A 26,573-nucleotide genomic window follows, 5' to 3' on the forward strand; every position below is an offset into this window, starting at 1 on the left:
GTCAGATCGCCGTCATGGCCGCGCGTTCCAGGTCGAGCAGCTGCTCGCCGTGGCGTTCCTCGTCGTAGGCCTTGCGTCCGCCGCGCAGACCGAACAATCGCTTCGAGACCAACAGGTAGATCACCGCGGCGACATTGATGCCGAAGGTCACGACCCGGGTCATCGTGATGCCCTTGGCCAGGTCATGGATTTCCAGCGGCAGGAAGATGGACGTCGCAATCACCGCGAAGTACTCGCCCCAGCGTTTCAGCAACCACAGGCCGACGCCCTCGACGACCTGCAGCACCGCATAGCCGGCCAGCATCGCGGTGATCAGAGCCAAGGTCGACGGCTTTGCCGCCAGTGCCTTTTCCAGCTCCTGTACCGCCGACATCTGGTCGACCTTGAAACCGGCCGCGCGGAACACCGGCAGGTCGCGGTCGAGCGTGGCCTGGATGGCGCCGCGGGCACCGCGGAACTCCCACACCGCCCAGGCAGCGAGCGCCAGCACCAGCGCCCGCAGCAGCCGCTCGACGCCGAGCGCACGGAGGATGAGGGCCTGACGTAATGCCTTGCCGCGCATGATCATTGGCGCATCTTCGGGCTGGCCACGGCCATGCGGTTCCCCCAGGGCGAAGTCGCCGCAGCGCAGGCAGCGCCACACCTCACCGAGCTTCGTCTTGGCGTGCAGCCGATCGGCGAGTTCTTCGTCGTCGGGTGCGTAGGTGGCGTGCCCGCTGATCGCGCAGGTGATCAACTCCCACCGGTTGGTGCCACGATTGTCATGCTTGGCCACTTGCGCTCCTTAGCTGGCGAGCGATGCGCCGATCATTCTTTCATCAGTCGCCGCGCGCTACGTGGACGTTGGGCGGTAAGGTTCACCGCGCCGAGCAGGCTGGTGAGTTCGGCGGTCGGAAGCTCGTCGATGCGGTCGATCGCGGCGACGATGTCATTGCGCAGGCCGTCGTCGCAGAACGGTTCGGCCAGCCAGTGAAATTTCTCGACAACACGGTCCCAGGACAGCGGCCGGGTGGGCGACCTCTCGTACTCCGCTTCCTCCCGGCTGAACTCCCGCCCGTCGCGCATCGCGACGCGCACCCGCGGCGCGGTGCGACCCGGATAGCCGGCGGTGAGATCGGCTGCCGGCCGGACATCGACGCGCGCCAACAGGTCTTGGACGTCGGCGCGCCGGACTCGTTCGGTTTCGAGCTGTTCGGGGCCGACGCCGCCGTCCAGCAGTGCGACGGCTGCCAGGTATTCGAGGTTGTAGTCGGCCTGCTCCTTGGTCCACGGATGTTCTTTGTCGCCGTAGGCTTCCGGCGGCGACGACAAAACCGGCCAGCTCGTCGACCACGTGGTCACCCGGTTGCACGGCCGAACCTTCCCACAACCGACCGGCGAATGCGATAGCGCCGGCGATATCGCCCTTCAAATCGCAACATGGTCGCCAACTGCTTGAGCCGCTACGCCGCGGCTTTTACAGTGATTTCGCATGACCGAATCCCAGGACCGCCAGGATATTTCCGATCTGCTGGTGCGCTACGCCACCGGCATCGATCGGCGCGACTGGCCGCTGTTCCGCACGGTGTTCACCGCGGACTGCGAACTCGACTACGGCGAGATCGGCGCATGGAAGGGTGTCGATGCCGTCACCGAATTCATGGACAAGGTGCATGCGACGGCCGGGCATTTGCTGCACCGGTTGAGCAATCAGGTCATCACGATCGACGGCGACACGGCCGTGGCGCGCACTTATGTCGACGCGCTGATCATGATGGCCGACAACCAGACTGGCGTTAACGGCATCGGTTTCTACGACGACGAAATCGTCCGTACGCCCGACGGGTGGCGCATCGCCCGGCGCCGGTTCACCGTGGTGCGCGTGAGCACGGTTGGGGGCACTTAAGTGACATTTGCCGCGAAGTACCGACCCTGGGCATCGGTTGCCGGCGCGTTGGCCCGCCGGCAGACAGCGCTCGATCGTGTTGCGGCAGAGATTAATTCGCAGACAGGCGCGCGAACCCGGACTCTGGCCATAGATCTCGCAGAGCCGGGCGCGTCGGCGGCCATCATCGCGGCCACCGCTGATCTCGAAGTCGGTTTCCTGGTCTACTGCGCCGGCGGCGACCCGAATTACCAGCCCTTCCTGGCCGGCCCGATCGCAACCGCGGAGGCAATGGTGCAGCGCAACTGCATGGTGCCGATGCAGCTGTGCCATCACTTCGCCCCGGCCATGGCCCAGCGGGGCAGCGGCGGAATCGTCCTCTTCGGTTCCGGCGCCGGGCTGGCCGGCGGACCCAACATCGCCGCCTACGGCGCCTCCAAGGCGTTCGACATGGTCTTCGCCGAAGCGACGAGGCGATCACCGAGGCATTCGAGAACCTGGGCAGCGGACCGACTTTGATGGTCGGGGAAACCATGCGCGCCGCCGCAGTTCCTGGGTTCGATCATCCGCAACCAAGCCGCCGCCGTGACGATGGGTGCCGCCGGCTAGCCCGGGGCGCGCCAGGCGATCAAGACCCGGCCGTAGCGCAAGCGGCGGATGCTGGCACCGGGCAGCGCCGCGTTAACGTGGGCGCGCAGTTGCGCCGTCGTATCGTTGGGCGGCCACTTGATGGGAGCGCTGTGTTCCCACTTGCCCTTGACACGGTTGACGACTCCGCACGCCACCGCGGTGCTCAAGTGCCACAATATGTTTCGCGGCGAGAACTTGACGAAAGTGACCACGGCCAGTGTCCCGCCCGGCGCCACCAGCCCGGCGAGCCGGCGCAACGCGGCGCGGGTGTCCGCGACGTGGTGCAGCGCGGCATTGGAAACCACCGCGTCGAAATCCGCTTCGGGCAGTGCGACCGTCATGACATCGCCGTGCACCCACCGGATGGGCATGCCGGCAAAGCGGACCCGGGCACGTTGCAGGACGGGCGCGTCGGCGTCGAGCGCAACGACCTCCGGTATGCGCTTCGCCAAGCGGGCTGCCAGGAATCCGTCCCCGCATCCGACATCCAGCACGCGACGCGCACCAGGTGGCACTTTGGTATCCAGCAGCCCGTCGTAGTGGATATTGATGTTCCACGGTTGGTCCGGCGACATCCCACCGAAGCTATACCCTGGTCCGGTGACGGAAGTGCTTACCGTTATCGGCGTCGGCGGCATGGGCCAGGCGATTGCCCGGCGGCTCGGCTCGGGCAAGACGGTGCTGTTAGCCGACTACGACGAGCATGCCTTGGCGTCGGTCGCCGCGTCGCTGTCCGGGGACGGCCATTGCATCGAAAGCCGTGCGGTCGATGTTTCGTCGCCGGATTCGGTGCGCGCGCTCGCCGAATACGCGGCGGCACTGGGCAACGTAACCCAGCTCGCACACACCGCCGGCCTTTCCCCGGCGCAGGCCCCTGCCGAAGCGATCGTGGCGGTGGATCTACTCGGCGTCGCGTTGGTGCTGCAGGAGTTCGGCGAGGTGATCGCCCCCGGCGGCGCTGGTGTGGTCATCGCCAGCATGGCCGGGCATTTGCTTCCCCCGCTGACCGCCGAGCAAGAAAAGGCATTGGCTCACAACCCACCCGATCAACTCCAATACCTCGACTTCGTGTCCAGTCAGGAATATCCGGGACTTGCGTATGCAATCGCCAAGCAGGCCAACCACGTTCGCGTCCGGGCGGCCAGCATTCAGTGGGGCCGGCGGGGCGCGCGGATCAATTCGATCAGCCCCGGCATCATCTCGACGCCGATGGGGCAGCAGGAACTCGCCTCGCCGGTTGGCGACGGCATGCGGGCGATGATCGCCATGTCCGGTACGGGCCGCATTGGGACAGCCGCCGACATTGCCGCCGCTGCCGCTTTCCTGCTCGGTCCCGAGGCAACCTTCATCACCGGCACCGACCTGTTGGTCGACGGCGGCGTCGTCGCGGCGGCCAAGTCTCAGGCCACCTAGCCCGCCCAGCTAGGTCGTCACGTGTTTTGCGAATAGAGGTGCAGGGTCTGGCTCGTCCCTTCACTCACCGTGACATAGCCCGAACCGTCGGGATAAAAGGCGACCGCCTCGCCCTGCGTTTCGCTCACCACTGGGCCGTCCACCGGCTGCTGGCTGAGCGGTGCCCACGCGGTGGTCCCGTCGGCGCGGTTCCACAGCAACACGTCGCGGTAGGTGCGGATCGCCAATTCCGAACCGTCCGGCGAGAAGTCCGCGCTGGTGACCAGCTTCGAGCCGGCGTGGGATAGGTCCAGCGTCCCGACCTGTTGCAGTGTGGTGTCGCCGCTGGAGCCCCAGGCGCTGTCGGCGACGGTATAGACGCGCGAGGTTGTGCCGCTGGTTTTCTCGATCATCATCATGTTGCCCGAACGCGGGTCGACCGCCAGCGATTCGGAGTTGATCTTCTCGCCGTTGGGGTAGGTCAGGCCGAGCCGCTGAACTCCGCTCAGCGTGGTGGTCTGCGGATTGGCAGCGGTGCCGGTGACAATCGGCTCGGGGACCCGATAGATGGCCACGTCGCTGCGGGATAGACCGTTGTCGCCGATGTCGCCGACATAGATATAGGACTTGCCGTCCAGTCCCTTGGCGACCTCGATATCCTCCCAGTCGCTGGCCGTGGCACCGCCGAGTTTGAATGTCCCCAGTGTTTGGCCGGACTTTGCATCGACGGCGAATATCCGCGCCGTGTCGCCCGAATCGTTGTGCACCCAATAGACATTGGGATTGTTGATTCCGGCATCAATGCCCGAGATTTCCTTGAGGTCGGGATTGGTGATGGTGCCTCCGTTGGAGGACTTGAGATCGCCGTTCTTGGCGGCATCAACCGCGTTTTGTCCCGGTGTGCCCGGATTGCCCGGGTCGCTGGGATTGCCCGGGTCACCCGGATTTCCCGGGTTGCCCGGATTGCCCGGATTCCCGGGGTCACTAGGGTTGCTGGGCACGGTGATCTTGGCCCCCGTCGCGCCGGCCTGACCGGCATGGCCGCCCAGGAGCCCGCCGGATCCGCCGGCCCCGCCAGGCCCGGGAGTGATGCCCGTCCCGCCGGTGCCGCCGGCGCCGCCGTCACCGAGCAACAGCCCGCCGTTGCCCCCGCGGCCACCGGCCGGAGCAACCTTGGCGGCGTCGACGCCGGCCCCCCCTTGCCCGCCGGCGCCGCCATTGCCGATCAGCCCCGCACTGCCGCCGTTGCCGCCGGGCTGCCCGGCCGCACCCGAACCGCCACTGCCGCCATTGCCGTACAACAACCCGCCGGGTTTGCCGTCCTGGCCGGTGCCGGACAACCCGTCGGCGCCGTTGCCGATCAACGGCCGGCCCAACAGCGTCTGGGTGGGCCCGTTGATCAGGTTGAGCGCCGCCTGCTCCAGCGGATTGGCATTGGCCGACTCGGCGGCCGCATACGACCCGGCACCGGCCGTCAGCGCCTTCACGAACTGCTCGTGAAACGCCTCCACCTCGGCACTCAGCGCCTGATACTGCCTACCGTTGCCGGCGAAAAACGCGGCCACCGCGGCTGAAATCTCGTCCGCGGCGGCCGGCAGAATCCCGGTAGTCGGCAGCGCCGCCGCGGCACGCGCGGCGCTCAGCGCCGCCCCGATTCCTGCCAAATCCGACGCCGTCGATGATAAGAATTCGGGAACCGCGACCAAATACGACATAGCTGACCTTCCGGCAATTCAACGCGCGTCATATAATCAATCGTTTGATAGTAAACACGCCGCGGCGATTCGTGTGGCCGTTTTCGCCGAGGTAGTTATCGTGACCACGACAGAGAGGGCACGAGTCGATGAGAAGCCGGGCGGCCATCCTTTATGAGTACGGCCGTCCGTGGACCGTTGAGGAATTCCAGCTCGATCCACCGCGCGCCGGCGAGGTGCTGATCCGACTCGCTGCCACCGGGCTGTGCCATTCCGACGAACACATCCGGCAGGGCAAGCTGGCCCCGCCGCCGGAGACCCTGCGCGACCTGGGGCTGCCCTCGATGTCCCCCACCATCGGCGGACATGAAGGGTCCGGCGTGGTGGTCGAGGTCGGCCCCGGGGTGACCCGATTCTCGCCCGGTGACCATGTGGTGACGTCGTTCGTAGCGGTGTGCGGGCAGTGCCGGTGGTGCGCCTCGGGCATGGAATACCTGTGCGACACCGGATCTGGAACCCTGGCCCCCGGCATGCCGACCGACGGCACCTTTCGCCATCACAGCGCCGACGGCCGAAACCTCGGACACGTCTCCAAGATCGGGGCGTTCGCCGAGCACACCGTCGTCTCGGCCGATTCGCTGGTCAAGATCGATGCGGAGCTGCCGCTGGTGCCCGCCGCACTGCTGGCGTGTGCGGTGCCGACCGGCTACGGCTCGGCCGTGAACCGGGCCAACGTCCGCGGCGGCGACACCGTGGTGGTGATCGGTACGGGCGGCATCGGCAGCGCGGCCATCCAGGGTGCGCGCATCAGCGGCGCCGCCCGGATCGTCGCGGTCGACCCGGTCGCGTTCAAGCGCGAGTGCGCGCCCACCTTCGGCGCCACCCACACCGCGGCGACGGCAACCGAGGCAATCGAGCTGGTGCGGGAGCTGACCCGCGGCGTGATGGCCGACGCGGTCGTCGTCGCGCCGGCGATGATCGGCGCGGCCGACGTGGCCGCAGCGCTGACGCTCACCCGCAAGGCCGGCACTTGTGTGCTCGCCGGGTTGCCGTCGCCGGGATTGAATTCGGTCGAGTTCGGCCTGCAAGAGTTCATCCTGATGAACAAGACGTTGTCCGGCACCGTATTCGGCTCCTGCAATCCCAAGAGCGACATTCCGCTGCTGGCCACGCTTTACCAGTCGGGCCGGCTACTTCTGGACGAGATGATCACCAAGCGCTACGGCCTCGACGAGATCAACGACGCCTACACCGATCTGGCTGCCGGCGAATTGATTCGCGGGGTCATCGATTTCGGGCTGGACTGACCGCCGGGGGCGTGCAGCCAATCCCGCGGCCGCAGCCGCCAAGTCCGGCGGGCATACTCCAGCTCGGTGTAGGGCCATTGGGTGACGATGCGGCCGCTGGGTGACCGGAAGTAGCTGGTGCACTGGGTCCAGATGGTGCGCTCGAGGTCCGCGGAAAGCTCGTCGTTGTAACGTTTTTCGGCTTCCGGACGGACATCGACGTAGCCGCCGCGACGGGCCAGCCGGACTACGGCGCTGGCCACCAGTCGTGCGCCGGCCTCCAGGATGTAGACGATCGAGTTGCCGCCCTGATTGGTGTTGGGGCCGTACAGCATGAAGAAGTTCGGAAATCCACTCACGGCCACACCGAGATACGCGCTGGGGTCGGTGCCCCAGCGTTGGTGCAACCGCTGACCACCGGCGCCGATCACCTCGATGCCCGAAAGGTATTGCGACGTCTCGAAACCCGTGGCCAGGACTATCGCGTCGACATCGATCGCGTCACCGGCCGCGGTAACAACCGAGCTCGTGGTGACCCGCTCGATGGGATCGGTGACCAGATCGACGTGCTGTTGCTGCAGCGCGCGGTAGAAGTCCTCGCCCAGCAGCACCCGCTTGCAGCGAAACGGATAGTCCGGTGTCAGCGCTTGCCGCAGCCCCTCATCGGGAACGACGCGCTGCAGGAACGTGGTCGCGAACTGCGAGCGGGCAGCCACCACCGGATCGTCGGCGAACGTCGCGGTGTTGTCGTGCTGGAACTTCCAGATCTGCCACCTCGCCCGGCGCGTGGCCAGGGGATCGCGGGCGAACCGCGCCAATTCCGTTGCGCTGTAAGGACGGTCGTCCTTGGGGACCATCCAGGGCGGGGTGCGCTGAAACACCGACACCTGGCCGGCGATCTTCGCCAGTTCGGGAACGACCTGCACTCCGCTGGCGCCGGTGCCGATGACGGCCACCCGCTTACCCGTCAGATCGATGCTGTTGTCCCACTGCGCGGTGTGCATGAGCGTGCCGCCGAAGCCGTCCAGGCCCGCAATGTCGGGCAGCTTCATCGCGCCGAACAGCCCGACCGCGCTGACCACCACGTCGGCGCTAAGCAAGACCGGACAACCGTCCCGGTCCGCGGCCAAATCCCACTGCGAGGTGTCCTCATTCCAGCGGGCGGTATGCACCCGGGTGCCCGGCATCAGGTGACGGCGCAGATCGAAGTTGTCGGCCACCGACTCCAGATAGGCCAGGATCTCGGGCTGACGCGCGTAGGTGCGGGTCCACGATTTGTTGGGTGCGAACGAGAACGAATACAGGTGACTCTGAATGTCGCAGGCCGCACCGGGATAGATGTTGCGCCGCCAGGTGCCGCCCACACCGTCGGCGCCCTCGATGATCACCAGGTCGTCGATACCCCTGCGGCGCAGTGCCACTGCCGCACCCAGACCGCCGAACCCGGCTCCGATGATCGCCACCTTCGGTGAACCCCGGCGGCGGCCGGCCGCCGCGAGCCGGCCGATGACGTATCGCCGCCGGCGCGTCATCGGATGTCGACCCCCTGCAGGTCCCCCTGCACCCGCCAGGATTCCAGGATGTCGGCATACTCGGTGGGCCCGCCGAAGAAGAAGCTGCCCTGCCGAGTCTTGGCGTCCGCCTTGCCTTCCCGGTTGTAATAGCCGGGTGTGCACGATTCGGCCCGCTCGGCGGTCAGCGCCGAGCGCTGTACCACCATGTCGACCCAGGCCGCTTCGGCACCGGCCGAGGCCTCGACCTCGGTGACACCGTGTTCGAGCGCCCAGGCGATGATCCACGCGGCGTGGGTGGCCTGCACATCGAGCAGGTAGGGGAAGTTCACCGTCAGCCCCGCCTGGGCGATGCTTTCGATGAAGCAATTCGGAAAACCGTTGGCACACAAACCGTGAAACGTGCGCACACCGTCGTGCCATCGGTCGGTCAAGGTCATGCCATCGCGGCCGATCAGCTCGAATCCGGTGCGGCGGCAATAATCAGTACCCACCTCGAAACCCGTTGCGAAGATCAGGCAGTCGAGCTCGTAGCTCACCCCGCCGACGACGACGCCGGAATCGGTGATGCGGTCGACGCCGCGCCCGAGAGTGTCGACCAGCGTGACGTTGTCCCGGTTGAAGGTTTGCAGATACTCGTCGTGGAAGCAGGGCCGTTTGCAGAAGTACCCGTACCAGGGTTTGAGCGCTTCCGCGGTCGCGCGATCGGTCACGATGCCGTCGACGCGGGCCCGGATCTCCTCCATCTTGGCGAAATCGGCGATCTCGATGTCGCGCGTGCGCTGCTCGGGGCTCACCGACCCGTCGGTGTCGTGGCGCATAACCGGAAGCTTGCGGGTGATGCTCGTCCAGGCATCGGCGACCAGATCCTCCTCGGCTTGGCCGCCGGCGGTGAGGATCTGGAAATTCTGGATGCGCTGGCGCTGCCAGCCCGGCCGTAATGTGTTGGCCCACTGCGAATCCGTGGCTGCATTGGCCCGGATGTCGACCGATGACGGAGTGCGCTGAAACACGTAGAGCTGCTGCGCTGCGGCGCCCAGATGCGGAACGCATTGCACCGCAGTCGCTCCGGTGCCGATGACGCCGACGCGCTTGTCGGCGAGCTTTTCCAGATGCGCGCCCGTGTACGCGTAGTCCCAGCGGCTGGTGTGGAACGTATGACCGCCGAACGTGCCGATGCCCGGGATTCCGGGCAGCTTGGGCTTGGCTTGATAGCCGTTGGCCATGGAGACGAACCTGGCCCGCATCTCGTCGCCGTGGTTGGTGCGAATGATCCAGCGGGAATCCGTGGCATCCCAACGGATCTCATGCACATCGGTTTGCAGGCAGGCGTCGTGGTACAGGTCGTAGTGCTCGGCGATGCGGCGGCAGTGCGCGAAGATCTCCGCGCCCCGGGCGTACTTGTCCCTGGGGATGTAGCCCAGCTCCTCGAGCAGCGGCATGTACACATAGGACTCGACGTCGCAGGCGATGCCGGGATACCGGTTCCAATACCAGGTACCGCCCACGTCGGCGGCTCTGTCGATCAACCGCACGCTTTTCACGCCCAGCTCACGCAACCGCGCACCGGTCAGCAGCCCACCGAAGCCGGCGCCGATGACCGCCACGTCCACTTCGTCGGTAAGCGGTTCGCGTGTGAAGCCGGGATCGGCCCACGGGTCGTCACCGAAGCGGGCGAAATCGCCGGCGATCTCCACATACTGAGCGATCCCGTCGGGGCGTAGTCGCCTTGCCCGCTCCTCGGCATATTTCTGGCGCAGCGCATCGACGTCCAACGCGCAGCCGATGGTTTCGGTCAAGGCCTCGACTCCCTCTGGATGACCCCGACTAATCAATCGGCCGATCGTATCAGGGGAAGATGTCAACGCCCGGAAAAGCTAGGAATTGGCGAACAAAGTGCCGCGGACCAATTCTTTGGCCGAACCCAGCGACGCCTGATATCCCTCCGGCGGCAACGTCGCCGCCAACTCGGTCAAGCCATACATCAGCGCATAGATCGCCTCGACCGCAGCGTCCGGGTCCGGACTGTCACCGAGCTCACCTCGGCGGCAGGCGTCGGCAACGACACCTTCGATGATTTCGCGGAATGTCCCAAACCCCGGCTGCATTACGGGGGCCGCCGTCGTGTTCCCGTTTTGCGCGGGCGCGGATGAATCCGGGATGACCAGATATTCGGCCTGGATGGCCCATTCGAATGCGGCCAGGTCTGGGTATTCACGCATCAAATGACCGCACTCGTCGAGTATCGCCTCGATTCGCTCGACGATGGTGCCGTCAATGGTGGCGGCCCGGCGAAGCCGTGGCATGGAAGCCTCGGCCCGGGCCGCGATCGTGGCCTTGATCAGTTCGGATTTGTTCGGAAAGTAGTTGTACAGGCTGGCGCTGGTCACCTTTGCGGTACGGGCGATTTCACGTATGGTTGCCCGGGCGTAGCCGACCTCGGCCACACATTGCATGGTGGCACGAATGATGCGCTGGCGGGTTTCCTCGCCACTCGCGCCAACTGGGCGCCCCAGCTGCGACTGGGTCATTGTGGTTGTGTCCTCACCCGTCGAATATATTCGACTCGAATATATTCGACTGATCAGTTAATTTCGGCGACGGTTAGGGGTTCGCGGCATGACCGTCGGCTCGTCTCAAGCGGGAGCTCAGCTGGGCCGGCCTGTCGGCGCTGTCGGCGAGGAAACTCGCCGGCGCATCACCACTGCCGCCATGCGGTGCGTGGCCGAGGTCGGGTACTCGCAGGCGACCATCCGGGAGATCGCCCGGGCCGCCGATATGACCAGCGGCAGTTTGTATCACTACTTCCCGAACAAGGCCGAACTGCTCAAGGCGACCGGTCAGGAGATCGAAGACATCGTGTTGCCGCGACTGCGTGCCGCCGCCGCACGATCCGATGATGTCGTCGACCGACTCGGCGCCGTGCTGGACGAGTCGAAACTGCTGATGCACGACTATCCCTATTTGGCCGCATTCTTGCGGGCGCTGCGCGCCGAAGGCACTGCCCAGTCGCGGCGCGGGGGGCCCAACTACCCGGGTTCGCGCGCGCTGCGGGAAGTGGTCAACGAAATCGTCGGGCCCGAAACCCGCCACGTGGCCGCGGTGGAGGCAATCTGTGCGCTCACGCGCGGCCTGTCCGAACAGGCCGCCAACCTGCCTCCGGAGGCCTATCAGGCCAGCCTGGAGTCGGTCAAGAAGCTCATCAGGGGCACGCTATTCGCCGGGGTCAACCCGTAACGGCGTGCGCAGCCGCTCCAGCCCGGCGACGATGAGTTCCAACCCGAAGGTGAACTCGTCGGCCAGCGGGACGGGAAGTTCGGCGGCGACGGCGACTACCGAGGGATAGCGGTCGGCGTCCAGTTCCCGGAAAGCGGCGGACAATTCAGCATCCTCAGCGTCGGTCTCGGCCGAGCCGGAAAGCTGGATCGCGAAGCCGAGCACATAACGGACCAGCGTGGCGTAGGTGTGCGCGGCGATGGCCCGCGGGAATCCGTTGTCGAGCAGGACGGCCAGCACGAGTTCCCGCCGGGCCATCGCATTGGGTCCGATTGGAACGTGCCCGATCAACAACGGCGCGACGTTGCCGTGCCGCGCCAGAGCCTCAAACATGCCCTGGGCGAACGAGATACAGGCCTGCTCCCAGTGCAGTCCGGCCATCTCAGCGTTCTTGAGGTCGACTTCGCCGAGCATGCGGTCGACCACCTGGGCGACGAGTTCATTGCGGCTGGCGAAGTGGCGGTAGAGGGTTGCGGTGCCCGACCCCAGTTGTTGCGCCAACGACCGCATGGAAAGGGCATCGGCACCGCGCTCGTCGACGAGCTCGAGGGCGGCGTCGAGTATCCGGTCCAGGGGTATGGCCGGCCGCCCGCGGGACCGGCCAGGGGCTTGCACGTTATCCATCGAGGTCCATTCGGGTCCACTTGCCGCTTGACACGGCCGAGCAATTTTGGACACACTGTATCCGTAATTACGCCGGGGAATCAACCCTCTGACAGCGAGGACGTTTCACATGCTTCTCCCTCTAGCCGCAGAACCGTTCACCGCGCCGACGGACCGCGACATGCTGCCGTCCGAGCGACGGGAATTCGTACGTACCCACCGCACCTGCGTGTTCGGCTATCGCCGCCGTAACGATGGCCCCGGCATGTCGGTCGTCTATTACGTCCCCACCGACGACGACGAACTGCTGGTATCCACCATGGCCGGGCGCGGCAAGGCCCGCGTGATCGAGCGCGACGGCAAGATCAGCCTGTGCGTCCTGGACGAGCGGTGGCCGTTTACTTATCTGCAGGTCTACGCCGACGCGACCCTCGACCGGGACCGCGATCTCGCGGTGGACGTGATGATGGCGGTGGCCGGCCGGATGTCGGGCCAGCCACTCGGCGAGGAGGCGCGCCCGTCGGTAGCGGCGATGTGCGAAAAAGAGAACCGGGTGGCGATCCGCTGTCGGCCCTACGAGACGTTCGCGACGCCGCCGCGCCACCTACACCGCAATGACCAGGTGCGGGAACTGAGCCATTGGGTATCCGGCGTCGTGCCGTGGGACGCCGGCGACCCGGCTTGACCTACTTCTCGGCGTACCGCTCACGCAGCTTGGCCAGGGTCGCCTCGATGCCCTTTGCGTTGGCCTTCGCGAAACCCATCCGCTCGTAGTACTTCAGCTTGTTCTTGAGCATGCCCGCATCGTGGTAGTCGAACGTCTCGGTGACCCGGGTAAGCGTGGGCGAGAGCGACTCGAATTCCCACCGCCAGCGATGCCCCAGCGGGTGGCGCCATTCCACCAATTCATAAGGCTTGAAGGCGGTCACCGTGCTGGTGATGCGGTATGGCAGGCCGAACATCCGCATCTTGGTCGAAAACTTAGATCCCTCAACGAGATTCGCCGGGGCATCGATGTTGTCCCGGACCGTTCCCGAGCCGTCCAGCTCACTGTGGCGCCGGGGATCCGCGGCGATCGCGAACAATTCGGCCGCCGGCGCGGCCACTTCAGTCCGGCGGCTGATTCGCCGGGGTCCTCTGTCGACAACTATGACTGTCATTGGGAGAAATCTACTCGGCATTTTCCGGTTCTGGCCGCCCAGACCGGATGCCGCCTCTTGACGTATATACCCCATGGGGGTATATACGTCATTATGAAAGCAGCAGCGCAACTCACTACCGACGTCGAACTCAAGATTTCGGGGATGACCTGCGCCTCCTGCGCGATGCGCATCGAAGGCAAGCTCAACAAGCTCGACGGCGTCTACGCGACGGTGAACTACGCGACCGAGAAAGCCACCGTCAGCGTTCCCTTCGGGTATGACGCGCAGGCATTGGTCGCCGAAGTAGAGAAGGCGGGCTATTCCGCGGCGCTGGTGCAGCAGCACGAAGAACCCGCCGAACAGCAGGACGATGATCCCGAGTTGGCCTCACTACGCGACCGCGTGCGCACCGCGACAGTGCTCGCGACGCCGGTGATCCTGATGGCGATGATCCCGGCCCTGCAATTCCGGTACTGGCAGTGGGCGTCGCTGGCGCTGGCCGCACCGGTCATCGTGTGGGCGGGCCGGCCCTTCCACCAAGCGGCGTGGACCAATCTCAAACACGGCACCGCCACCATGGACACCCTGGTCTCGGTCGGCACCCTAGCGGCGTTCGGGTGGTCGCTGTATGCCCTGTTTTTCGGGACGGCCGGGGAACCGGGCATGCGCCACCCGTTCGCGCTGACGATCACACCCGGCGATGGCGCGGCCAACATCTACCTCGAGGTGGCTGCCGGCGTGACGATGTTCGTGCTGATGGGCCGGTACTTCGAGAAGCGTTCCAGACGACGGGCCGGGGCGGCGTTGCGGGCACTGCTGGAGCTCGGCGCGAAGGACGTCGCGGTGCTGCGAAATGAACGCGAAACCCGCGTCCCGGTAAGCCAACTCGCGATCGGCGACGAGTTCGTGGTGCGCCCCGGCGAAAAGATCGCCACCGACGGGACAGTCGTTTCGGGCTCTTCGGCCGTCGACGCCTCGATGCTCACCGGTGAGTCGGTACCCGTCGAGGTCGGCCCGGGTGACACCGTCACCGGCGCGACGGTGAACGCCGGCGGGCGGCTGGTGGTGCGCGCCGACCGAGTCGGCGACGACACGCAGCTGGCGCAGATGGCCAAACTCGTCGAAGCGGCGCAATCGGGCAAGGCCGAGGTGCAGCGGCTCGCCGACCGCATCTCCGGGGTGTTCGTGCCTGTCGTGATCGCCGTCGCGGTAGCCACTTTCGGCGCGTGGCTGGGCGCCGGCTTCCCGATGCCGGGTGCTGTCTCGGACGCGCTGACGGCCGCCGTCGCGGTGCTGATCATCGCCTGCCCCTGCGCGCTCGGGCTGGCCACTCCGACCGCATTGCTGGTCGGCACGGGACGCGCCGCGCAGCTCGGCGTGCTCATCAAGGGACCCGAAATGCTGGAATCCACCCGCAAAGTCGACACGATCGTGCTCGACAAGACCGGCACCGTTACCACCGGCAAGATGACGCTGGTCGACGTGATCGCCGCGAGCGACACCGACCGCGCCACCCTGCTGCGCTACGCCGGAGCCCTTGAGGACGCCTCCGAGCACCCTGTGGCGCGGGCAATTGCCAAGGGCGCCAAGGCAGAACTGGGCGCATTGCCCACACCCGACGATTTCGCCAACTCGGAAGGCCAAGGCGTGCAAGGCATTGTCGACGGGCACGCCATTATCGTCGGCCGCGCGAGTCTGCTGGCGGACTGGGCGCAACACCTCGATCCGACGTTGTCGGCGGCAAAGGACCGTGCCGAACGTGCGGGCAAGACGGCCGTCGTCGTCGGCTGGGACGGACAGGCCCGCGGCGTCCTCGTCGTCGCCGATACCGTCAAACCCACCAGCGCCGAGGCCATCGGCGAATTCAAGCGCCTGGGGCTGACCCCGGTGCTGCTCACCGGCGACAACCAGACCGTCGCGCGACGTATCGCCGATGAGGTCGGCATCGACCGGGTGATCGCCGAGGCGCTGCCCGCCGAGAAGGTGGCCGCCGTCCGGCGGCTGCAATCCGAGGGCAAGGTTGTCGCCATGGTCGGCGACGGCATCAACGACGCCGCGGCGCTGGCCGCCGCGGACCTGGGGTTGGCCATGGGCACCGGCACGGATGTGGCGATCGAGTCCGCTGACCTCACCCTGGTGCGCGGCGACCTGCGGGCCGCAGCCGACGCGATCCGGCTGTCCCGGATGACGTTGGCCACAATCAAGGCCAACCTGTTCTGGGCGTTCGGATACAACGTCGCCGCGATCCCGCTGGCCGCGCTGGGGCTGCTCAACCCGATGCTCGCCGGCGCCGCGATGGCGTTTTCCAGCGTGTTCGTCGTTGCCAACAGCCTGCGGCTGCGTTCCTTCCGCAGCGTCATCAAGGAGGACGGCGCACTGGTCCGACCAAAATAAATGGCCGACCCTCCCGTCGTCAGCAGGGCATATCGCCCCTGGTAATGGTACGGTTCGCTGCTGTGGTGTCGTCGTTAGTCAGGCTAGGCGCCCCGTGCGCGGGGCTGTCTGGTTCGAGGCGCACCGGAATTGCGGCCGTCACATGTCCGAGCTGAATCGACGTCGTTTCCTGGGCTCGCTCGCCGCAACCACTGTCGTCGCGGTGGGCGCCGCTCGGTGCATGGTCGATCCCCAGCCGCGGACATTCGCGCAGACTCCGGCGGGGGCCGCCGGCGCCGCTCCGACGTCCGGTCCGACCGTCGCGGGTCTGTTGCCACCACCGTCGCCCACCACGCGGGTCCGGCTCCCCGGTGGCGGTGTGCTCAACCAGCTGCCCGGCAAAGGTGACCTGCTGGCGCTGACCGTCGACGACGGCGTCAACTCCGAAGTGGTGCGCGCCTACACCCAGTTCGCCAAGGACACCGGTATCCGGCTCACCTTCTTCGTCAACGGGACGTACGACTCCTGGACGGACAACCTGGCGATACTTCGGCCGTTGGTCGACTCCGGACAGATCCAGTTGGGCAACCACACCTGGTCGCATCCGGATCTGACCACGCTGACGAAAAGCGATATCGCCCAGCAACTCAAGCGCAACGACGACTTCCTCAAGAAGACTTATGGCGTTGGGGCTAAACCCTATTGGCGTCCGCCGTATGCCAAGCACAATGCGACGGTTGACGCGGTGGCGGCCGAATTCGGTTATACCGTACCGGTTTTGTGGTCGGGATCGCTGTCGGATTCGACGTTGATCACCGAGGAATACATCGTGAAGATGGCTGACCAGTACTTCACCCCGCAGGCCATCGTGATCGGGCACCTCAATCACTTGCCGGTTACGCACGTCTACCCGCAACTCGTCGATATCATCCGCGAGCGCAACCTACGCACTGTCACCCTCAACGATGTGTTCCTCAAAACGCCGTAGCGCTTCGGGTAGGGCTTCGGCGAGGGCACAATACGTTCCCAACAGCGATAGCACGGGCGATATCACGATCACGGGCGATATTGGGCATCTTCGGCGTTGGCAGCCGGTAGCCCGACACGCAGGTCGGCGGCGACCCACCGATCGCTCACCACGTCTGTTCGGCCGCGCGCACCAGCATGTGGTTGACCGCCACGCGGCGATCACGCGTCACCATGTAGAGCACCGCATCGGCGATATCCTGCGGGCGCAGCTTGACCATGCCCGCCGTCTGCCGGTCGAACGCTTCCCGCGAGGGTGCGGCCAGGTGGTCGAAGATCTCGGTATCCACGGTGCCCGGACCCACCACTCCGACGCGCACCCGCTTGCCGAGCACCTCCTGGCGAATGCCCTCGCTAAAGGCGTTGATGCCGAATTTGGTGAGTGAGTAGACCGCGGTCCCGGGCCGGGCCACCCACCCGGCGGTGGAACTGACGGTGACCAGATCGGCCACCCCGCGCGGTGAGTCGGCGGCCGCGCCGATCAGATGCGGCAGTGCCGCGCGTGTGGTGTAGAGAACCCCATGCACGTTGACGGCCACCAGGTCATCCCAGTCCTGCAGCTGCGCCTCGGCCGCATTGCCCATTCGGATCAGCCCGGCATTGTTCACCAGAGTGTCGAGACGTCCCAACTCGGCAACGGTGCGCTCAACGGCAGCGGCTACCTGTGCGGCATCCGTAACGTCTGCGGGCACGACAAGTGCAGTGCCCCCGGCAGATTCGATATCGGACTTCAGGTCCTGTAGCCGATCGGCTCTGCGCGCCAGCAACGCGACCGCGGCACCCTGCCCGGCGAGCGCCTTGGCCGTCGCCGCGCCGATGCCGCTGCTCGCGCCGGTCACCAGCGCCGCGGTATCGGCCAGCGTCGCCGTCACGTCCCGGCTCCCTCGCGAAGCAGCTCGTGCAGCACGTACTCATTGTCCTCACCGAGGTCGGGCGCGCCGCGCTCGATGCGGGCCGGGTTTCGCGCCAGCTGCCACGACGGACCAACGATGGGACGCTGGCCTTCGCGGTGGTCGGAGACGAAGCGATACACCCCGCGGTCCCACAGTCGTTGATCGCTGATCACGTCGACCGCCGTGGCGCTCTTGGTCGCCGCAATGCCCGCCGTCCGCAACCGGTGTGCGAGTTCTTCGGCGTCGTGACACCGGGTCAACCCGGCGAGTTCGGCATCGAGCGCGTCGCATTGGGCACGCCGATCCCTAGCCGTGTGATAGCGCCCGGCCAGCTCCCGCGCATCCAGGACGTCGCAGAATCGTTGCCATTCAGCGTCATTGGCCACCGCCACCGCGATCCACCCGTCATCGGCGCAGGGATAGCAGCCGTGCGGGCATAGATCGGGATGGCGGTTCCCGTTGGGCCCCAGCATCTTTCCGGTCAGGCTCTGTTCGAACACACGGTCGCCGATCATCGATGACAGGGTCTCGACGGCCGAGACGTCGACGAACTGGCCTTCGCGGCTGACCTCTCGATGCAACAGTGCCACCACCGCGGCGTACGCGGCGGCCGCACCGACCGTGGAGTCTCCGTAGCGCATGCTCGCCCCTCGGGGCGGACCGCCGGGATAGCCCACCAACGAAGCGAGGCCCGCCAGCGCCGCGAAGCAGGGCGCGTAGCCGGTCTGATGGCCCAGCGGGCCGTCGTTGCCCCACATCTTGATAGACACCGAGATGATGTCCGGCTTGATCGACTTCAGGTCCGCATACCCCAGGCCCTGGCGCTCCATTGCACAGGGGCGCAGGTTGTTGATGACGATGTCGCTGCACGCGATCAGCTCACGCAACCGCGCCATGCCGTCGGACGATTTGATGTCGAGGTCGACGCTGAGGATTTCGGGATTGATGCTCAAGAAGAAGGGCGCGTGGTTGATGTCCGTGCCGCCGAAGGCGCGCATCTCGTCGGGCAAGGCCGCCGTCTCGACCTTGATCACCTCGGCACCCAGCATCGAAAGCAGCTTCCCCGCATACGGTCCGGCCCACACCTTGGTCAGCTCGACAACGCGCACCCCCTGCAAGGGGCCGCCGCGGGGACGCCTGGGCGCCTTGCGCTGCCGCTGCCGCGCCGGCGGCGCCGTGCGTGGCGTAGTTAACGCGTCGAGCACCGACGCGGTGTGTTGGCCCCGAGTCGGTGCGGCAGACGTGATGTGGGCCGGGCTCTCGCTGAGCAAGTACGGGACGGTGGGATATGGAACGCCACCCACGTCCTGAAAGAAGCCGCGGTGCCGGTACTGCGGCGAATCATGCAGATCTGCGGCACTGTTCACCGGAACCAGCGGCACGCCCAGCCGCTGGGCCTGTTCGGCCGCTGCAACTTTCGGCAATTCCCGCACCCATGCGGCGAATCCCCGCTGAAACTCCGCGACCTTTTCCGGCGTCACCGAGAACTCGAGCCAGTCGTCGTCAAACCGATCAAGCCATTCCGGCTGACCCAGCAGCGCTTTGACGCCGAGCCAGTGTGCCCGGCTGGTCACGTACAGGTACACATATCCGTCGGCGCATTCGAAAAACGTTGCCGGTCCGCGTTGTTCGTAGTCGCTGCGGTGACCCTCGGCGGTTACCTCTCCGGTGATGAATCGGCCTAGTATGCAGTCGGCACGCGACACCAGCACGGCCTGCTGCGAGATGTCGATGAACTCGCCGCTGCCGGTGTGCAGGCGCCCGAACAAGGCGGACGTGACACACAACGCGGCCTCCAGCCCCGCTTCGTAGTCGGCCAGGAAGTAGCCGGGACCCTGCAGCGGCGGCTCGGCGGCCCGCGCGTGGCTGGGCGTGTGGTAGCCCCAGCCGCTAGCGTGAAACACGTTGATGCTCTTCGCATTGTCGAACTCCGCGGGCGCGTCGACGCCGAACGGGGTGATCGAGCAGCACACCACATCCGGATACCGATCGGCCCACGACCGCGATTCGGCTATCACCGCGTCGGCGCGGCCGACGAGATCCGGCAGACGCTGGGCATCGAGAACGGCCGAGCTCTTGTTGGTGTTGAGGTAGGCGAACAGCGCGGCCCTGCTGCGACTGCGTGAATCCGGCGGCTCAACCTTGATCACCTCGGCACCGAAGTCGGCCAGCAGCTTGCCGCAGTACTGACCTGCGACAGAGTCGGCCAACTCGACGACCCTGACTCCGCTCAGCGCTCCCAACGGCATCAGGGCTTCTTGCGTCCCGAGCGAGACAGGCGCCATTCCGGCGGGAAGTTCAGGTCGTTGTCCTTGACGACATTGTTGAGGCCCTTGCTGAAAGTTCCTTCGGTGAGGTCGACTTCGTTCTCCTGATCGTTGGCGATCATCGGCAGCATTCCCTCGACCATGCCGGTGAGCAGGCTGCCGAAGTATTCGCCCTTGTGCTGCTTGTAGAGCTCCAGGAAGGTCTTCTGCACCGCCACCGTGTCGGTCGGGCGCGAGCGGGAACATGCCATCGCATACTTCAGCGTCTCTGCTTCCAGCTTCTCGCGGGGCACCACGCTGTTGACGAATCCGCAGTCGTACATTTCCTTAGCACTGAAAGGCCGTCCGGTGAACAACATTTCGGAGAACTTGCGCAAACCCATCGTCTCGGCCCACCACCACAGCCGTGGTCCCCACCCCACGTAGCGGAAGGCCGGGTGCCCGAATAGGGCGTCGTCGGAGGCGACCACCAGGTCGGCGTCGCCGGCCTGATAGAAGTGCCACCCGTAGCAGTAGCCCTTGGCCTCGATGATGCTGACCTTCCGAAGTTCCTGCAGCGGACGGTTTCCCGCGCGCGCCTTGGCGTAGAAGTCGGTAACGGTCGACAGGTAGCGATACGACCCACCCGGCGGGTACTTGACGTCGTCGTCGTTGATCGCGAGCTCGTGCAGCAGCGGCATGCCCGGGTTCTCCAGCATCCCGCGCTGCTCGGGGAGGTCGCCGCCGCTGCCGAAATCCTCTCCCTCACCGCGGATTACCACGACCTTGACATCGTCGTCGACATTGCACTTGTGGATCAGATCCGCGTAGTTCTGCCGCATCCCCAACGTGGTGGAGTTCTGTGCTTCGGGCCGGTCGAAGGTGATGTAAGCTATCCGGTTCTTGACGTCCTTTTCGAACTTGATGTACGGCTCGGCTTCCTTCTTCATCTCTTCGTAGTCGTACTCAGGCATGTGGTCCGCTCTCCGCTTCTGTTGTTTGAGTGTTATTTGAGCAAGGCGCCCGCATCGACCGGCAGCGAAACGCCAGTGATGTAACGAGATTCGTCGGAGGCCAGGAACAGCACGGCGTTACTGATGTCGATGGCTTCCACCCAGGGCACCGGCAGCGTATGGGTCATCTGCGAAAAGGGGGCGAAGTCGTCGGGCCCGGGATTCTCCAGGTCCGGCCGGAACAGCCGGAACGTCACCTCGTTCATGGTCATCGGAGTGTTGACCTGGCTGGGATGTACCGAGTTCACCCGGATCATGTGCTGGCCCAGCTCGACGGCGAAGCTGCGCATCAGCCCCAGCACACCGTGCTTGGCGGCGATGTAGTGGCCGGTGTAGGCCAGGGCCTTGTGTGAGCCGACCGAACCGGTCAACACGATGGAGCCGCCGCGACCTCCGGAGATGATGTGCGGCACGCCGGATTTCACTGTTTTCCAGACGCCGGAGAGGTTGACGTCGATCATGTCCTGCCAGATGCTCTCCGGCATCTTGTGCAGTTTGCTACCGAAGGTGCCGATGCCCGCGTTGGCGACGACGATGTCGAGGCGGCCCAGCTCCGCTACCCCGCTGTCGACGGCGGCTTTGAGCGCCTCATAGTCACGTACGTCGAGTTGCGCGGTCACGATCCGGCGTCCCTGAGCCCGCACCAGCTCAGCGGTCTCGGCGAGATCGGCCGGGGTCGACGCGGGATAGGCCAGGTTCTCGATCGGTCCGCAGATGTCGACCCCGATGATGTCGGCGCCCTCCTGAGCCAGGCGCACCGCGTGGCTGCGCCCCTGGCCGCGAGCCGCGCCACTGATCAGCGCGACCTTGCCCTCGACCCGGCCGGTCATCACGACACCAACGCCGGCATCGATTCCCAGCCGCGCACCGTGGACGTCGGGCTGAGTTCGGCATTGGCCAGATCGATCTCCCAGTCCCGATACCGGTCGGCGACGAGGTCGACGACGTAGGGATCGAAACGGATTTGACTATGGGCGCTCGCTGTCACTGTTCGGTCAACCGCCCCTTCTGCTTACTTCGGAGAATTCCGATCGCGATGGCCGACAGGATCCCGTCCAGCTGCTCGGGACTGTTGACGATCCGATCGCCGTGGGTGAACCGCAGCAACAGTCCGTTGATGAAGGTCAGGGTGATATTGCTCAGATCTTCGACGACGGCCGGTTCCAGCTCGGCGCCGTGCGGCATGAGGCGTACCAGGATGTCGCGGTGCAGCTTGGTGAAGGCGTCGGTGCTCTGTTGCAGAATCTCGGCCAGCGCCGGGTCGCGGGTGGCCTGCATGGTCAGCTCATAGCGCGCCTTCGTCAACGACAACTGCGGTTCGCGGCCGGATTGGATGACCATCACCGACAGCAGCGACGGCGACGAGCGGTCCCGGTCGGCACCGGCGCTGTCGGCGATGGCTTGCAGATTCGCCAGGTCCAGCTCGGCCAACCGCTCGGCCACCCCGCGCAGCAACGCCGAGCGGGTGCGGAAGTAGAACGATGTCGTACCGTCGGGCGCATCGGCCTTCCGGTCGACCTTCAAGTGGCTCAATCCCTTTGCGCCGTCCACGGCCAGCAATTCAATAGCCGCGTCGCAGAGTTCGCGGCGGCGCTCGACGGGGTTCGGCTTCCGTCTCTTGGGTACGGCTGGAGTATGGCGAGCCATCGTGAGCCGAAGCTTACTCTATATTCGTAGTGTTAGCGACGGAGCCGGGTCAGACGCTCCTCGAGGGTGGCGTGAAAGTGGCCGATCGCGCTCTCGTGCCGGCCGAACTCGACGAATTCGTTTGCACCGGAGGCCAATCCGCGCTGCACGCCCTCCGACATCTCGTTGTCCTCCACCGCGCCGCGCGCGATGAAGCTGGCCGCGCCGGCCGGATTGTTCGGTCCTGGGTCCCGGGACGTCCGGTCTGCGACTTCCGGCCGGACCATCGAATAGATGGTGACTGTGCTGTGGCCGACGTCCACCGGGTCGATCACGATCATCAACATGAGGTCGGGGAACGTCGCCAGCATCACGTTGGGAAAGAGCTGATACAAGAAGGTCACCCGCGCATCGATCGTCCAGGTATCCTCCGGACGGTCGCGCAGTCGTTCAATATTGCGGTAGGGGAAGGTGATCCGGCAGTTCGGGCCGAACATCTCGACCACGTTCAGGTCGTCGTACTGCACCGGATAGAAGGTGTCCTTGTGCGTGGAGCGGATGTGATATCCCTCTAGGAACTGCTCGACGAGCACCTTCCAATTCATCGCTCGCGCAGTTGAATCCACGTACACCAGTCGCCGGGCCGGCAGTAGCTTGTCACGCCACGGCGTGCCGTCACTCAGCCACTCCTCCCAGGCCGGCCCCGACTCGCCGCTGGGCGTGGACAGTGCCCCGATGACGATCAGCCCGTCCACCTCCCGGCTGGCCACCTCGACGAGGCCGCGGGTCGACATGTCCAGATCTGGAAAGGCGTCGGCGTGCGGGACATGCGCGAGCGAGCCGTCCAGCCGGTAGGTCCACCCGTGGTAGCGGCACACCAGCGCGTGGGTACAACCGGCGGACTCGACCAGCGCAAAGCCGCGGTGGCGGCACGCATTGCGAAAGACCCGGACCCGCTGATCACGGCCACGCACGGCGAACAAGGGCACGCCGAAGACGCTCCGCTCGACATGGTCGCCCGGGTTCGGGACGGCCGCGGCGGGAACGAAGACGCTCGGCATCGCCTGGAGCAACCGCAGTTCTGCCGCGAATCGCTCCGGGTTCAGATAGTTTTCCACCGGCTCACGCCAGGCTGCGCCTTCATCGGTAGTGCCGGCATCGATGTGGGCAAGGACGCGCCGTGCGATCTCCACATCGTCTGCCACCAACGCCTTCGTTGGGGAACTCATGCGTGTCAGTATCACGCTGTGAGAATCACGTGTCAACGATTCGGTGATACGGAAAGATACCTGTGTGCCCGCAGTACCGCAGTCCCGCGTACGCGACCTGATCGGCAACCGGCCGCTCAGCGCGCGCTCGGTGCTCGCGTCGGCGTTATTGGGCGCCGACGAAGCCCGGCTGACGGTGTCCGAACTCGTCGGGCTGGCCTCTTTGTTCGGCATCAGCGACGGCGCCGCCCGCACCTGCCTGTGGCGGATGGTCTCCAACGGCGAACTCAGCGGTGACGGCGGCAGCTACGCGCTCGCCGGGCATTTGCTGCAGCGCCGCCAGCGCGTCGACCAGGCGTCGCGGGTTGCCGACGCGACCGTTCCGGACTGGGACGGGACCTGGGAGCTGGCTATCGTTTCGCTGGATCGGCGCTCGGCGGCCGATCGCCTCGAGCTGAGGAGGGCGGCGACGGCATTGCACCTGGCCGAACTCCGCGAAGGTGTGTGGATACGTCCGGACAACCTTGACCCCCAACGGCTTCCACCGTCGCGGGCGGTGCTGGATCAGCAGTGCACACACTTTCACGGTGCTGCGACCGACATCTCCGCCGACAAGATGCGATCGCTGTTCGCCCTTGACGGGTGGGCCGAGGATGCGCGGGCGCTTATCGAGGCAATGGACGCCGCGCTCGACGCGAGCCCGCGCGACGACTCGGCCGAAGGCTTCACCTACGAGTTCGCCCTGTCTATCGCGGTGGTCCGCCACCTTCAACTCGACCCGCTGCTGCCCGCCGAACTCATCGACGACCACTGGCCCGGACCGATGTTGCGCAGCACCTACCGCCGTTTCGACCACGCCTTCAAGCAACGCCTGAACAGTAGGACCCGGTGAGACGCGCAGCGCTGGCCCCAGTCGTGTTGGCCATGCTGTTGGCCGCGTGCTCCGGTGGATCGCCGGGACCGCAGCCGTCGGCGCCCCCGTCCCGGTCCACTTCGGCCCAGCCGAACGCTTCGCACGGCCCGTTCTTCCCGGAATGCGGCGGCGTCAGCGATCAGACGCTCAGCCAGTTGACGGGGGTACCCGGGCTGGTGGTCACGGCGCGCAACCCGACGGGCTGTCAGTGGCTGGTCGGCGGCGGCATCACCGGGCCATGGTTCTCGTTCAGCTGGTACCGGGGCAGTCCCATCGGCCGTGAACGCAAGAGCGAGGAGCTGACCCGGACCAGCGTCGACGACATCACCATCGCCGGGCACAACGGGTTCATCGCCAAATCGATCGACGCCCGGCTCGGCGAAAGACTCTGCGATGTCGGGATCCAGTACCAGGACGACTTCTTCGAATGGTCGGTCCGATTCACCAGAAAGCCGTTTCCCAGCCCCTGCGACGTGGCCGTCGAGCTGGCCCGGCAGTCGATCGCCGCCGCAAAGTAATCCGGCCGCCCGTTTAGCCGGGCCACCGGGTGGCGAAATTGGCGTAGTTGGCGTTGGTTGCGCTACAGAAGTCGGCGGCCGTCCCGGCGAGCAGGATGTAGTAGGTCTCCGGTCGGTGGTTTTCGCCGGAGGTGGGGTAGGTCCATCCGCCGGCACACATCGAGGTGGGTCCGCCGGCGGTCGGCGCGGGCCACGCCGACTTGACGCAACCGGTCAGCGCGTCGAGGTTGGCCGTGGCGCTCTTGGCGATCACCAGCATCGCTCCGCCCCACTGTCCGTCGGCCCGACGGTAAGCGCGCGCCGCGAACGAGGTGTTGTCGCGCTGGCAGCCCAGCGCCCGTTGCAACGGCACGAAGGCCGATGCCAGCCCCGGACTGGGCACTGCGGCCGAATCCATGATGAAAGCGGCCGCGTCCGATCCGTCGCCCTCTTGGATGTCGGGCTTGCCAAAGCTGTTCAGCTGCAGCGACATCCGGTACTGAGCGGCCTCGTCACCGCCGCCGATGATCGGCCCGCCACCGGTTGACGCGATCGGGGGTAGTGCGACGCCGGGGTCGGCCGGTGCGGTCGGCATGCCAGCCAGGCCGGCGATCGCCAACAGGAATGCCGCGCTGCTCACACCGATGCGGAGGGCCATAACCCAGGCAGCCTAGCCGACGTGGCCACCACGGACTACGCGAAGCCTTGGATTCCGTTGGCGCCCAGCAGGATTCCACCCAGGCCACCGCCGCCGCCAGTCGCCGGCGTGGGGACATTGCTGCCGTTGCCGCCGTTGCCGCCATTGCCAATGAACACCGAGTTGCCGCCGGCCCCGCCGACGCCTGCGGCGGTTCCGCCGTCTCCGCCGACACCACCGCCGCCCCCGTCGCCGAAAATGCGGCCGGCTTTGCCGCCCGTGCCGCCGTGGCCGCCGTTGCCGGTGACACCCAACGCGGCGCCGCCGGCTGCGCCGGCACCGCCGAAGCCGAGCAATCCGGCGTCACCCCCGGTACCTCCGAACCCGCCGTCGGCTACCAGGCTGTACCCGCCGGCCCCGCCGCCGCCACCGGAGCCGAGCAGCAATGCGGCGCCACCGCCGTTTCCGCCTGCCCCACCGGCGCCATTGCTGCTGATCCCCCCGACGCCGCCGGCGCCGCCAGACCCCGCGACAGCGCCGCCGTTGCCGCCCGTGCCGCCCGCACCGCCACCGACCGTACCGAACCCGCCGGTGCCGCCGTCGCCACCGCCGGCGCCCACCAAACCGGCGAGTAGCCCGCTCGTCCCGCCGGACCCACCCGCGCCGCCGGCGGCGCTGAGTCCGCCGAAGCCGGCGCCGCCGCTGCCGCCGATGCCGCCGGAGCTCAACAGGCCGCCGGTCCC

Annotated in this window: 27 protein-coding genes and 1 pseudogene; 10 read left to right on the forward strand and 18 right to left on the reverse strand. The window is 66.3% G+C overall.

From position 1 onward, the window contains the following. Position 1 precedes the first annotated feature (1 nt). A complete protein-coding gene (locus BST12_RS18985) occupies positions 2-775 on the reverse strand; it encodes a DUF2127 domain-containing protein (protein WP_083114676.1) in 774 nt (257 codons plus the stop codon). Between the two features lie 32 nt (positions 776-807). After that, positions 808-1,341 carry an MmgE/PrpD family protein gene (locus BST12_RS18990; protein ID WP_245850429.1) on the reverse strand — a complete coding sequence of 178 codons (534 nt, stop codon included), beginning with the start codon at positions 1,339-1,341 and terminating at the stop codon, positions 808-810. 130 nt (positions 1,342-1,471) lie between these two features. Between BST12_RS18990 and BST12_RS18995 the strand changes: the two genes are divergently transcribed. Next, entirely contained in the window at positions 1,472-1,885 is a 414-nt protein-coding gene (locus BST12_RS18995) for a nuclear transport factor 2 family protein (RefSeq protein ID WP_083114678.1), read from the forward strand. Then, a pseudogene (locus BST12_RS19000) lies at positions 1,886-2,473 on the forward strand (SDR family NAD(P)-dependent oxidoreductase). Here BST12_RS19000 and BST12_RS19005 read toward each other — a convergent pair. After that, positions 2,470-3,069: a class I SAM-dependent methyltransferase gene (locus tag BST12_RS19005; RefSeq protein ID WP_083114706.1), complete on the reverse strand. Its 600-nt coding sequence runs from the start codon at positions 3,067-3,069 to the stop codon at positions 2,470-2,472. The pseudogene BST12_RS19000 and the gene BST12_RS19005 overlap by 4 nt on opposite strands. Positions 3,070-3,094: 25 nt before the next feature. On the opposite strand from BST12_RS19005, the gene BST12_RS19010 reads away from it, so the two are divergent. Continuing rightward, positions 3,095-3,907 (forward strand): SDR family oxidoreductase, encoded by an 813-nt coding sequence (locus BST12_RS19010; protein ID WP_264062663.1) that lies wholly within the window; start codon positions 3,095-3,097, stop codon positions 3,905-3,907. A 17-nt stretch (positions 3,908-3,924) separates the two neighbouring features. Here BST12_RS19010 and BST12_RS19015 read toward each other — a convergent pair whose 3' ends face one another. Then, a complete protein-coding gene (locus BST12_RS19015; RefSeq protein WP_083114681.1) occupies positions 3,925-5,601 on the reverse strand; it encodes a PE family protein in 1,677 nt (558 codons plus the stop codon). Positions 5,602-5,729: 128 nt separating this feature from the next. On the opposite strand from BST12_RS19015, the gene BST12_RS19020 reads away from it, so the two are divergent. After that, the gene (locus BST12_RS19020) at positions 5,730-6,887 is read left to right on the forward strand and encodes a Zn-dependent alcohol dehydrogenase (protein WP_083114682.1); all 1,158 of its coding nucleotides are present in this window, start codon (positions 5,730-5,732) and stop codon (positions 6,885-6,887) included. On the opposite strand, the gene BST12_RS19025 is transcribed toward BST12_RS19020, so the two are convergent. The 3 genes from BST12_RS19025 to BST12_RS19035 form a co-directional block, all read right to left on the reverse strand. Then, complete coding sequence (locus BST12_RS19025) at positions 6,827-8,398, reverse strand: flavin-containing monooxygenase (RefSeq protein ID WP_083114683.1); 1,572 nt, start codon at positions 8,396-8,398, stop codon at positions 6,827-6,829. The genes BST12_RS19020 and BST12_RS19025 overlap by 61 nt on opposite strands. After that, positions 8,395-10,176, reverse strand: a complete 1,782-nt coding sequence (locus BST12_RS19030) for a flavin-containing monooxygenase (protein WP_083114684.1) — start codon at positions 10,174-10,176, stop codon at positions 8,395-8,397. Before BST12_RS19030 ends, BST12_RS19025 begins: the two co-directional genes overlap by 4 nt. 78 nt (positions 10,177-10,254) lie before the next feature. Continuing rightward, positions 10,255-10,908, reverse strand: a complete 654-nt coding sequence (locus BST12_RS19035; protein ID WP_083114685.1) for a TetR/AcrR family transcriptional regulator — start codon at positions 10,906-10,908, stop codon at positions 10,255-10,257. Between the two features lie 88 nt (positions 10,909-10,996). Between BST12_RS19035 and BST12_RS19040 the strand changes: the two genes are divergently transcribed. After that, a complete protein-coding gene (locus BST12_RS19040) occupies positions 10,997-11,614 on the forward strand; it encodes a TetR/AcrR family transcriptional regulator (protein ID WP_083114686.1) in 618 nt (205 codons plus the stop codon). Here BST12_RS19040 and BST12_RS19045 read toward each other — a convergent pair. Continuing rightward, on the reverse strand, positions 11,591-12,226 hold the full coding sequence (locus BST12_RS19045; RefSeq protein ID WP_211281306.1) for a TetR/AcrR family transcriptional regulator: 636 nt from the start codon (positions 12,224-12,226) through the stop codon (positions 11,591-11,593). The two genes, BST12_RS19040 and BST12_RS19045, sit on opposite strands and share 24 nt — an antisense overlap. Positions 12,227-12,386: 160 nt before the next feature. Between BST12_RS19045 and BST12_RS19050 the strand changes: the two genes are divergently transcribed. Next, the gene (locus BST12_RS19050; RefSeq protein WP_083114688.1) at positions 12,387-12,941 is read left to right on the forward strand and encodes a pyridoxamine 5'-phosphate oxidase family protein; all 555 of its coding nucleotides are present in this window, start codon (positions 12,387-12,389) and stop codon (positions 12,939-12,941) included. Position 12,942: 1 nt separating this feature from the next. Here the strand turns inward: BST12_RS19050 and BST12_RS19055 are convergent, their stop codons facing one another. Beyond that, complete coding sequence (locus tag BST12_RS19055; protein WP_083114689.1) at positions 12,943-13,416, reverse strand: SRPBCC family protein; 474 nt, start codon at positions 13,414-13,416, stop codon at positions 12,943-12,945. Positions 13,417-13,509: 93 nt separating this feature from the next. On the opposite strand from BST12_RS19055, the gene BST12_RS19060 reads away from it, so the two are divergent. Beyond that, the gene (locus BST12_RS19060) at positions 13,510-15,792 is read left to right on the forward strand and encodes a heavy metal translocating P-type ATPase (protein ID WP_083114690.1); all 2,283 of its coding nucleotides are present in this window, start codon (positions 13,510-13,512) and stop codon (positions 15,790-15,792) included. A 151-nt stretch (positions 15,793-15,943) separates the two neighbouring features. Beyond that, a complete protein-coding gene (locus BST12_RS19065; RefSeq protein ID WP_083114707.1) occupies positions 15,944-16,759 on the forward strand; it encodes a polysaccharide deacetylase family protein in 816 nt (271 codons plus the stop codon). 145 nt (positions 16,760-16,904) lie between these two features. On the opposite strand, the gene BST12_RS19070 is transcribed toward BST12_RS19065, so the two are convergent. Genes BST12_RS19070 through BST12_RS19095 form a run of 7 tightly spaced genes read right to left on the reverse strand, consistent with a single transcriptional unit; the run spans position 16,905 to position 23,804 of the window. Beyond that, entirely contained in the window at positions 16,905-17,669 is a 765-nt protein-coding gene (locus BST12_RS19070; RefSeq protein WP_083114691.1) for an SDR family NAD(P)-dependent oxidoreductase, read from the reverse strand. Next, positions 17,666-19,939: a CaiB/BaiF CoA-transferase family protein gene (locus tag BST12_RS19075; protein ID WP_372511043.1), complete on the reverse strand. Its 2,274-nt coding sequence runs from the start codon at positions 19,937-19,939 to the stop codon at positions 17,666-17,668. The genes BST12_RS19070 and BST12_RS19075 overlap by 4 nt, the downstream gene beginning before the upstream one ends. Further along, the gene (locus tag BST12_RS19080; RefSeq protein WP_083114692.1) at positions 19,939-20,910 is read right to left on the reverse strand and encodes an enoyl-CoA hydratase/isomerase family protein; all 972 of its coding nucleotides are present in this window, start codon (positions 20,908-20,910) and stop codon (positions 19,939-19,941) included. Before BST12_RS19080 ends, BST12_RS19075 begins: the two co-directional genes overlap by 1 nt. Before the next feature lie 32 nt (positions 20,911-20,942). Further along, complete coding sequence (locus BST12_RS19085) at positions 20,943-21,779, reverse strand: mycofactocin-coupled SDR family oxidoreductase (RefSeq protein WP_083114693.1); 837 nt, start codon at positions 21,777-21,779, stop codon at positions 20,943-20,945. Next, positions 21,779-21,937 (reverse strand): hypothetical protein, encoded by a 159-nt coding sequence (locus BST12_RS32080; protein ID WP_170062156.1) that lies wholly within the window; start codon positions 21,935-21,937, stop codon positions 21,779-21,781. The genes BST12_RS19085 and BST12_RS32080 overlap by 1 nt, the downstream gene beginning before the upstream one ends. Continuing rightward, on the reverse strand, positions 21,934-22,596 hold the full coding sequence (locus BST12_RS19090) for a TetR/AcrR family transcriptional regulator (RefSeq protein ID WP_083114694.1): 663 nt from the start codon (positions 22,594-22,596) through the stop codon (positions 21,934-21,936). Before BST12_RS19090 ends, BST12_RS32080 begins: the two co-directional genes overlap by 4 nt. Before the next feature lie 32 nt (positions 22,597-22,628). Then, positions 22,629-23,804, reverse strand: a complete 1,176-nt coding sequence (locus BST12_RS19095) for an aromatic ring-hydroxylating oxygenase subunit alpha (RefSeq protein WP_211281303.1) — start codon at positions 23,802-23,804, stop codon at positions 22,629-22,631. 64 nt (positions 23,805-23,868) lie between these two features. On the opposite strand from BST12_RS19095, the gene BST12_RS19100 reads away from it, so the two are divergent. Further along, positions 23,869-24,675, forward strand: a complete 807-nt coding sequence (locus BST12_RS19100; RefSeq protein ID WP_083114696.1) for a PaaX family transcriptional regulator C-terminal domain-containing protein — start codon at positions 23,869-23,871, stop codon at positions 24,673-24,675. Between the two features lie 32 nt (positions 24,676-24,707). Continuing rightward, a complete protein-coding gene (locus BST12_RS19105; protein ID WP_083114697.1) occupies positions 24,708-25,214 on the forward strand; it encodes a DUF3558 domain-containing protein in 507 nt (168 codons plus the stop codon). A gap of 13 nt (positions 25,215-25,227) precedes the next feature. Here the strand turns inward: BST12_RS19105 and BST12_RS19110 are convergent, their stop codons facing one another. Next, positions 25,228-25,851, reverse strand: a complete 624-nt coding sequence (locus BST12_RS19110) for a hypothetical protein (protein ID WP_083114698.1) — start codon at positions 25,849-25,851, stop codon at positions 25,228-25,230. Between the two features lie 35 nt (positions 25,852-25,886). Beyond that, positions 25,887-26,573, reverse strand: a 687-nt coding sequence (locus BST12_RS19115; protein ID WP_211281304.1) for a PE-PGRS family protein, incomplete at its 5' end; no start/stop codon positions are given.

The organism is Mycobacterium angelicum (assembly GCF_002086155.1).
GTDB classification, from domain to species: Bacteria; Actinomycetota; Actinomycetes; order Mycobacteriales; family Mycobacteriaceae; genus Mycobacterium; species Mycobacterium angelicum.

Bases quoted from the DNA above. Each gene is read 5' to 3' on its own strand.
- BST12_RS19025 (WP_083114683.1), bottom strand. From the start codon at position 8,398: ATGACGCGCCGGCGGCGATACGTCATCGGCCGGCTCGCGGCGGCCGGC.
- BST12_RS19020 (WP_083114682.1), top strand. From the start codon at position 5,730: ATGAGAAGCCGGGCGGCCATCCTTTATGAGTACGGCCGTCCGTGGACC.
- BST12_RS19080 (WP_083114692.1), bottom strand. From the start codon at position 20,910: ATGCCTGAGTACGACTACGAAGAGATGAAGAAGGAAGCCGAGCCGTAC.
- BST12_RS19105 (WP_083114697.1), top strand. From the start codon at position 24,708: ATGCTGTTGGCCGCGTGCTCCGGTGGATCGCCGGGACCGCAGCCGTCG.
- BST12_RS19005 (WP_083114706.1), bottom strand. From the start codon at position 3,069: ATGTCGCCGGACCAACCGTGGAACATCAATATCCACTACGACGGGCTG.
- BST12_RS18995 (WP_083114678.1), top strand. From the start codon at position 1,472: ATGACCGAATCCCAGGACCGCCAGGATATTTCCGATCTGCTGGTGCGC.
- BST12_RS19095 (WP_211281303.1), bottom strand. From the start codon at position 23,804: ATGAGTTCCCCAACGAAGGCGTTGGTGGCAGACGATGTGGAGATCGCA.
- BST12_RS19110 (WP_083114698.1), bottom strand. From the start codon at position 25,851: ATGGCCCTCCGCATCGGTGTGAGCAGCGCGGCATTCCTGTTGGCGATC.
- BST12_RS19050 (WP_083114688.1), top strand. From the start codon at position 12,387: ATGCTTCTCCCTCTAGCCGCAGAACCGTTCACCGCGCCGACGGACCGC.
- BST12_RS19015 (WP_083114681.1), bottom strand. From the start codon at position 5,601: ATGTCGTATTTGGTCGCGGTTCCCGAATTCTTATCATCGACGGCGTCG.
- BST12_RS19060 (WP_083114690.1), top strand. From the start codon at position 13,510: ATGAAAGCAGCAGCGCAACTCACTACCGACGTCGAACTCAAGATTTCG.
- BST12_RS19075 (WP_372511043.1), bottom strand. From the start codon at position 19,939: ATGCCGTTGGGAGCGCTGAGCGGAGTCAGGGTCGTCGAGTTGGCCGAC.
- BST12_RS19085 (WP_083114693.1), bottom strand. From the start codon at position 21,779: ATGACCGGCCGGGTCGAGGGCAAGGTCGCGCTGATCAGTGGCGCGGCT.
- BST12_RS19035 (WP_083114685.1), bottom strand. From the start codon at position 10,908: ATGACCCAGTCGCAGCTGGGGCGCCCAGTTGGCGCGAGTGGCGAGGAA.
- BST12_RS19040 (WP_083114686.1), top strand. From the start codon at position 10,997: ATGACCGTCGGCTCGTCTCAAGCGGGAGCTCAGCTGGGCCGGCCTGTC.
- BST12_RS19055 (WP_083114689.1), bottom strand. From the start codon at position 13,416: ATGACAGTCATAGTTGTCGACAGAGGACCCCGGCGAATCAGCCGCCGG.
- BST12_RS19090 (WP_083114694.1), bottom strand. From the start codon at position 22,596: ATGGCTCGCCATACTCCAGCCGTACCCAAGAGACGGAAGCCGAACCCC.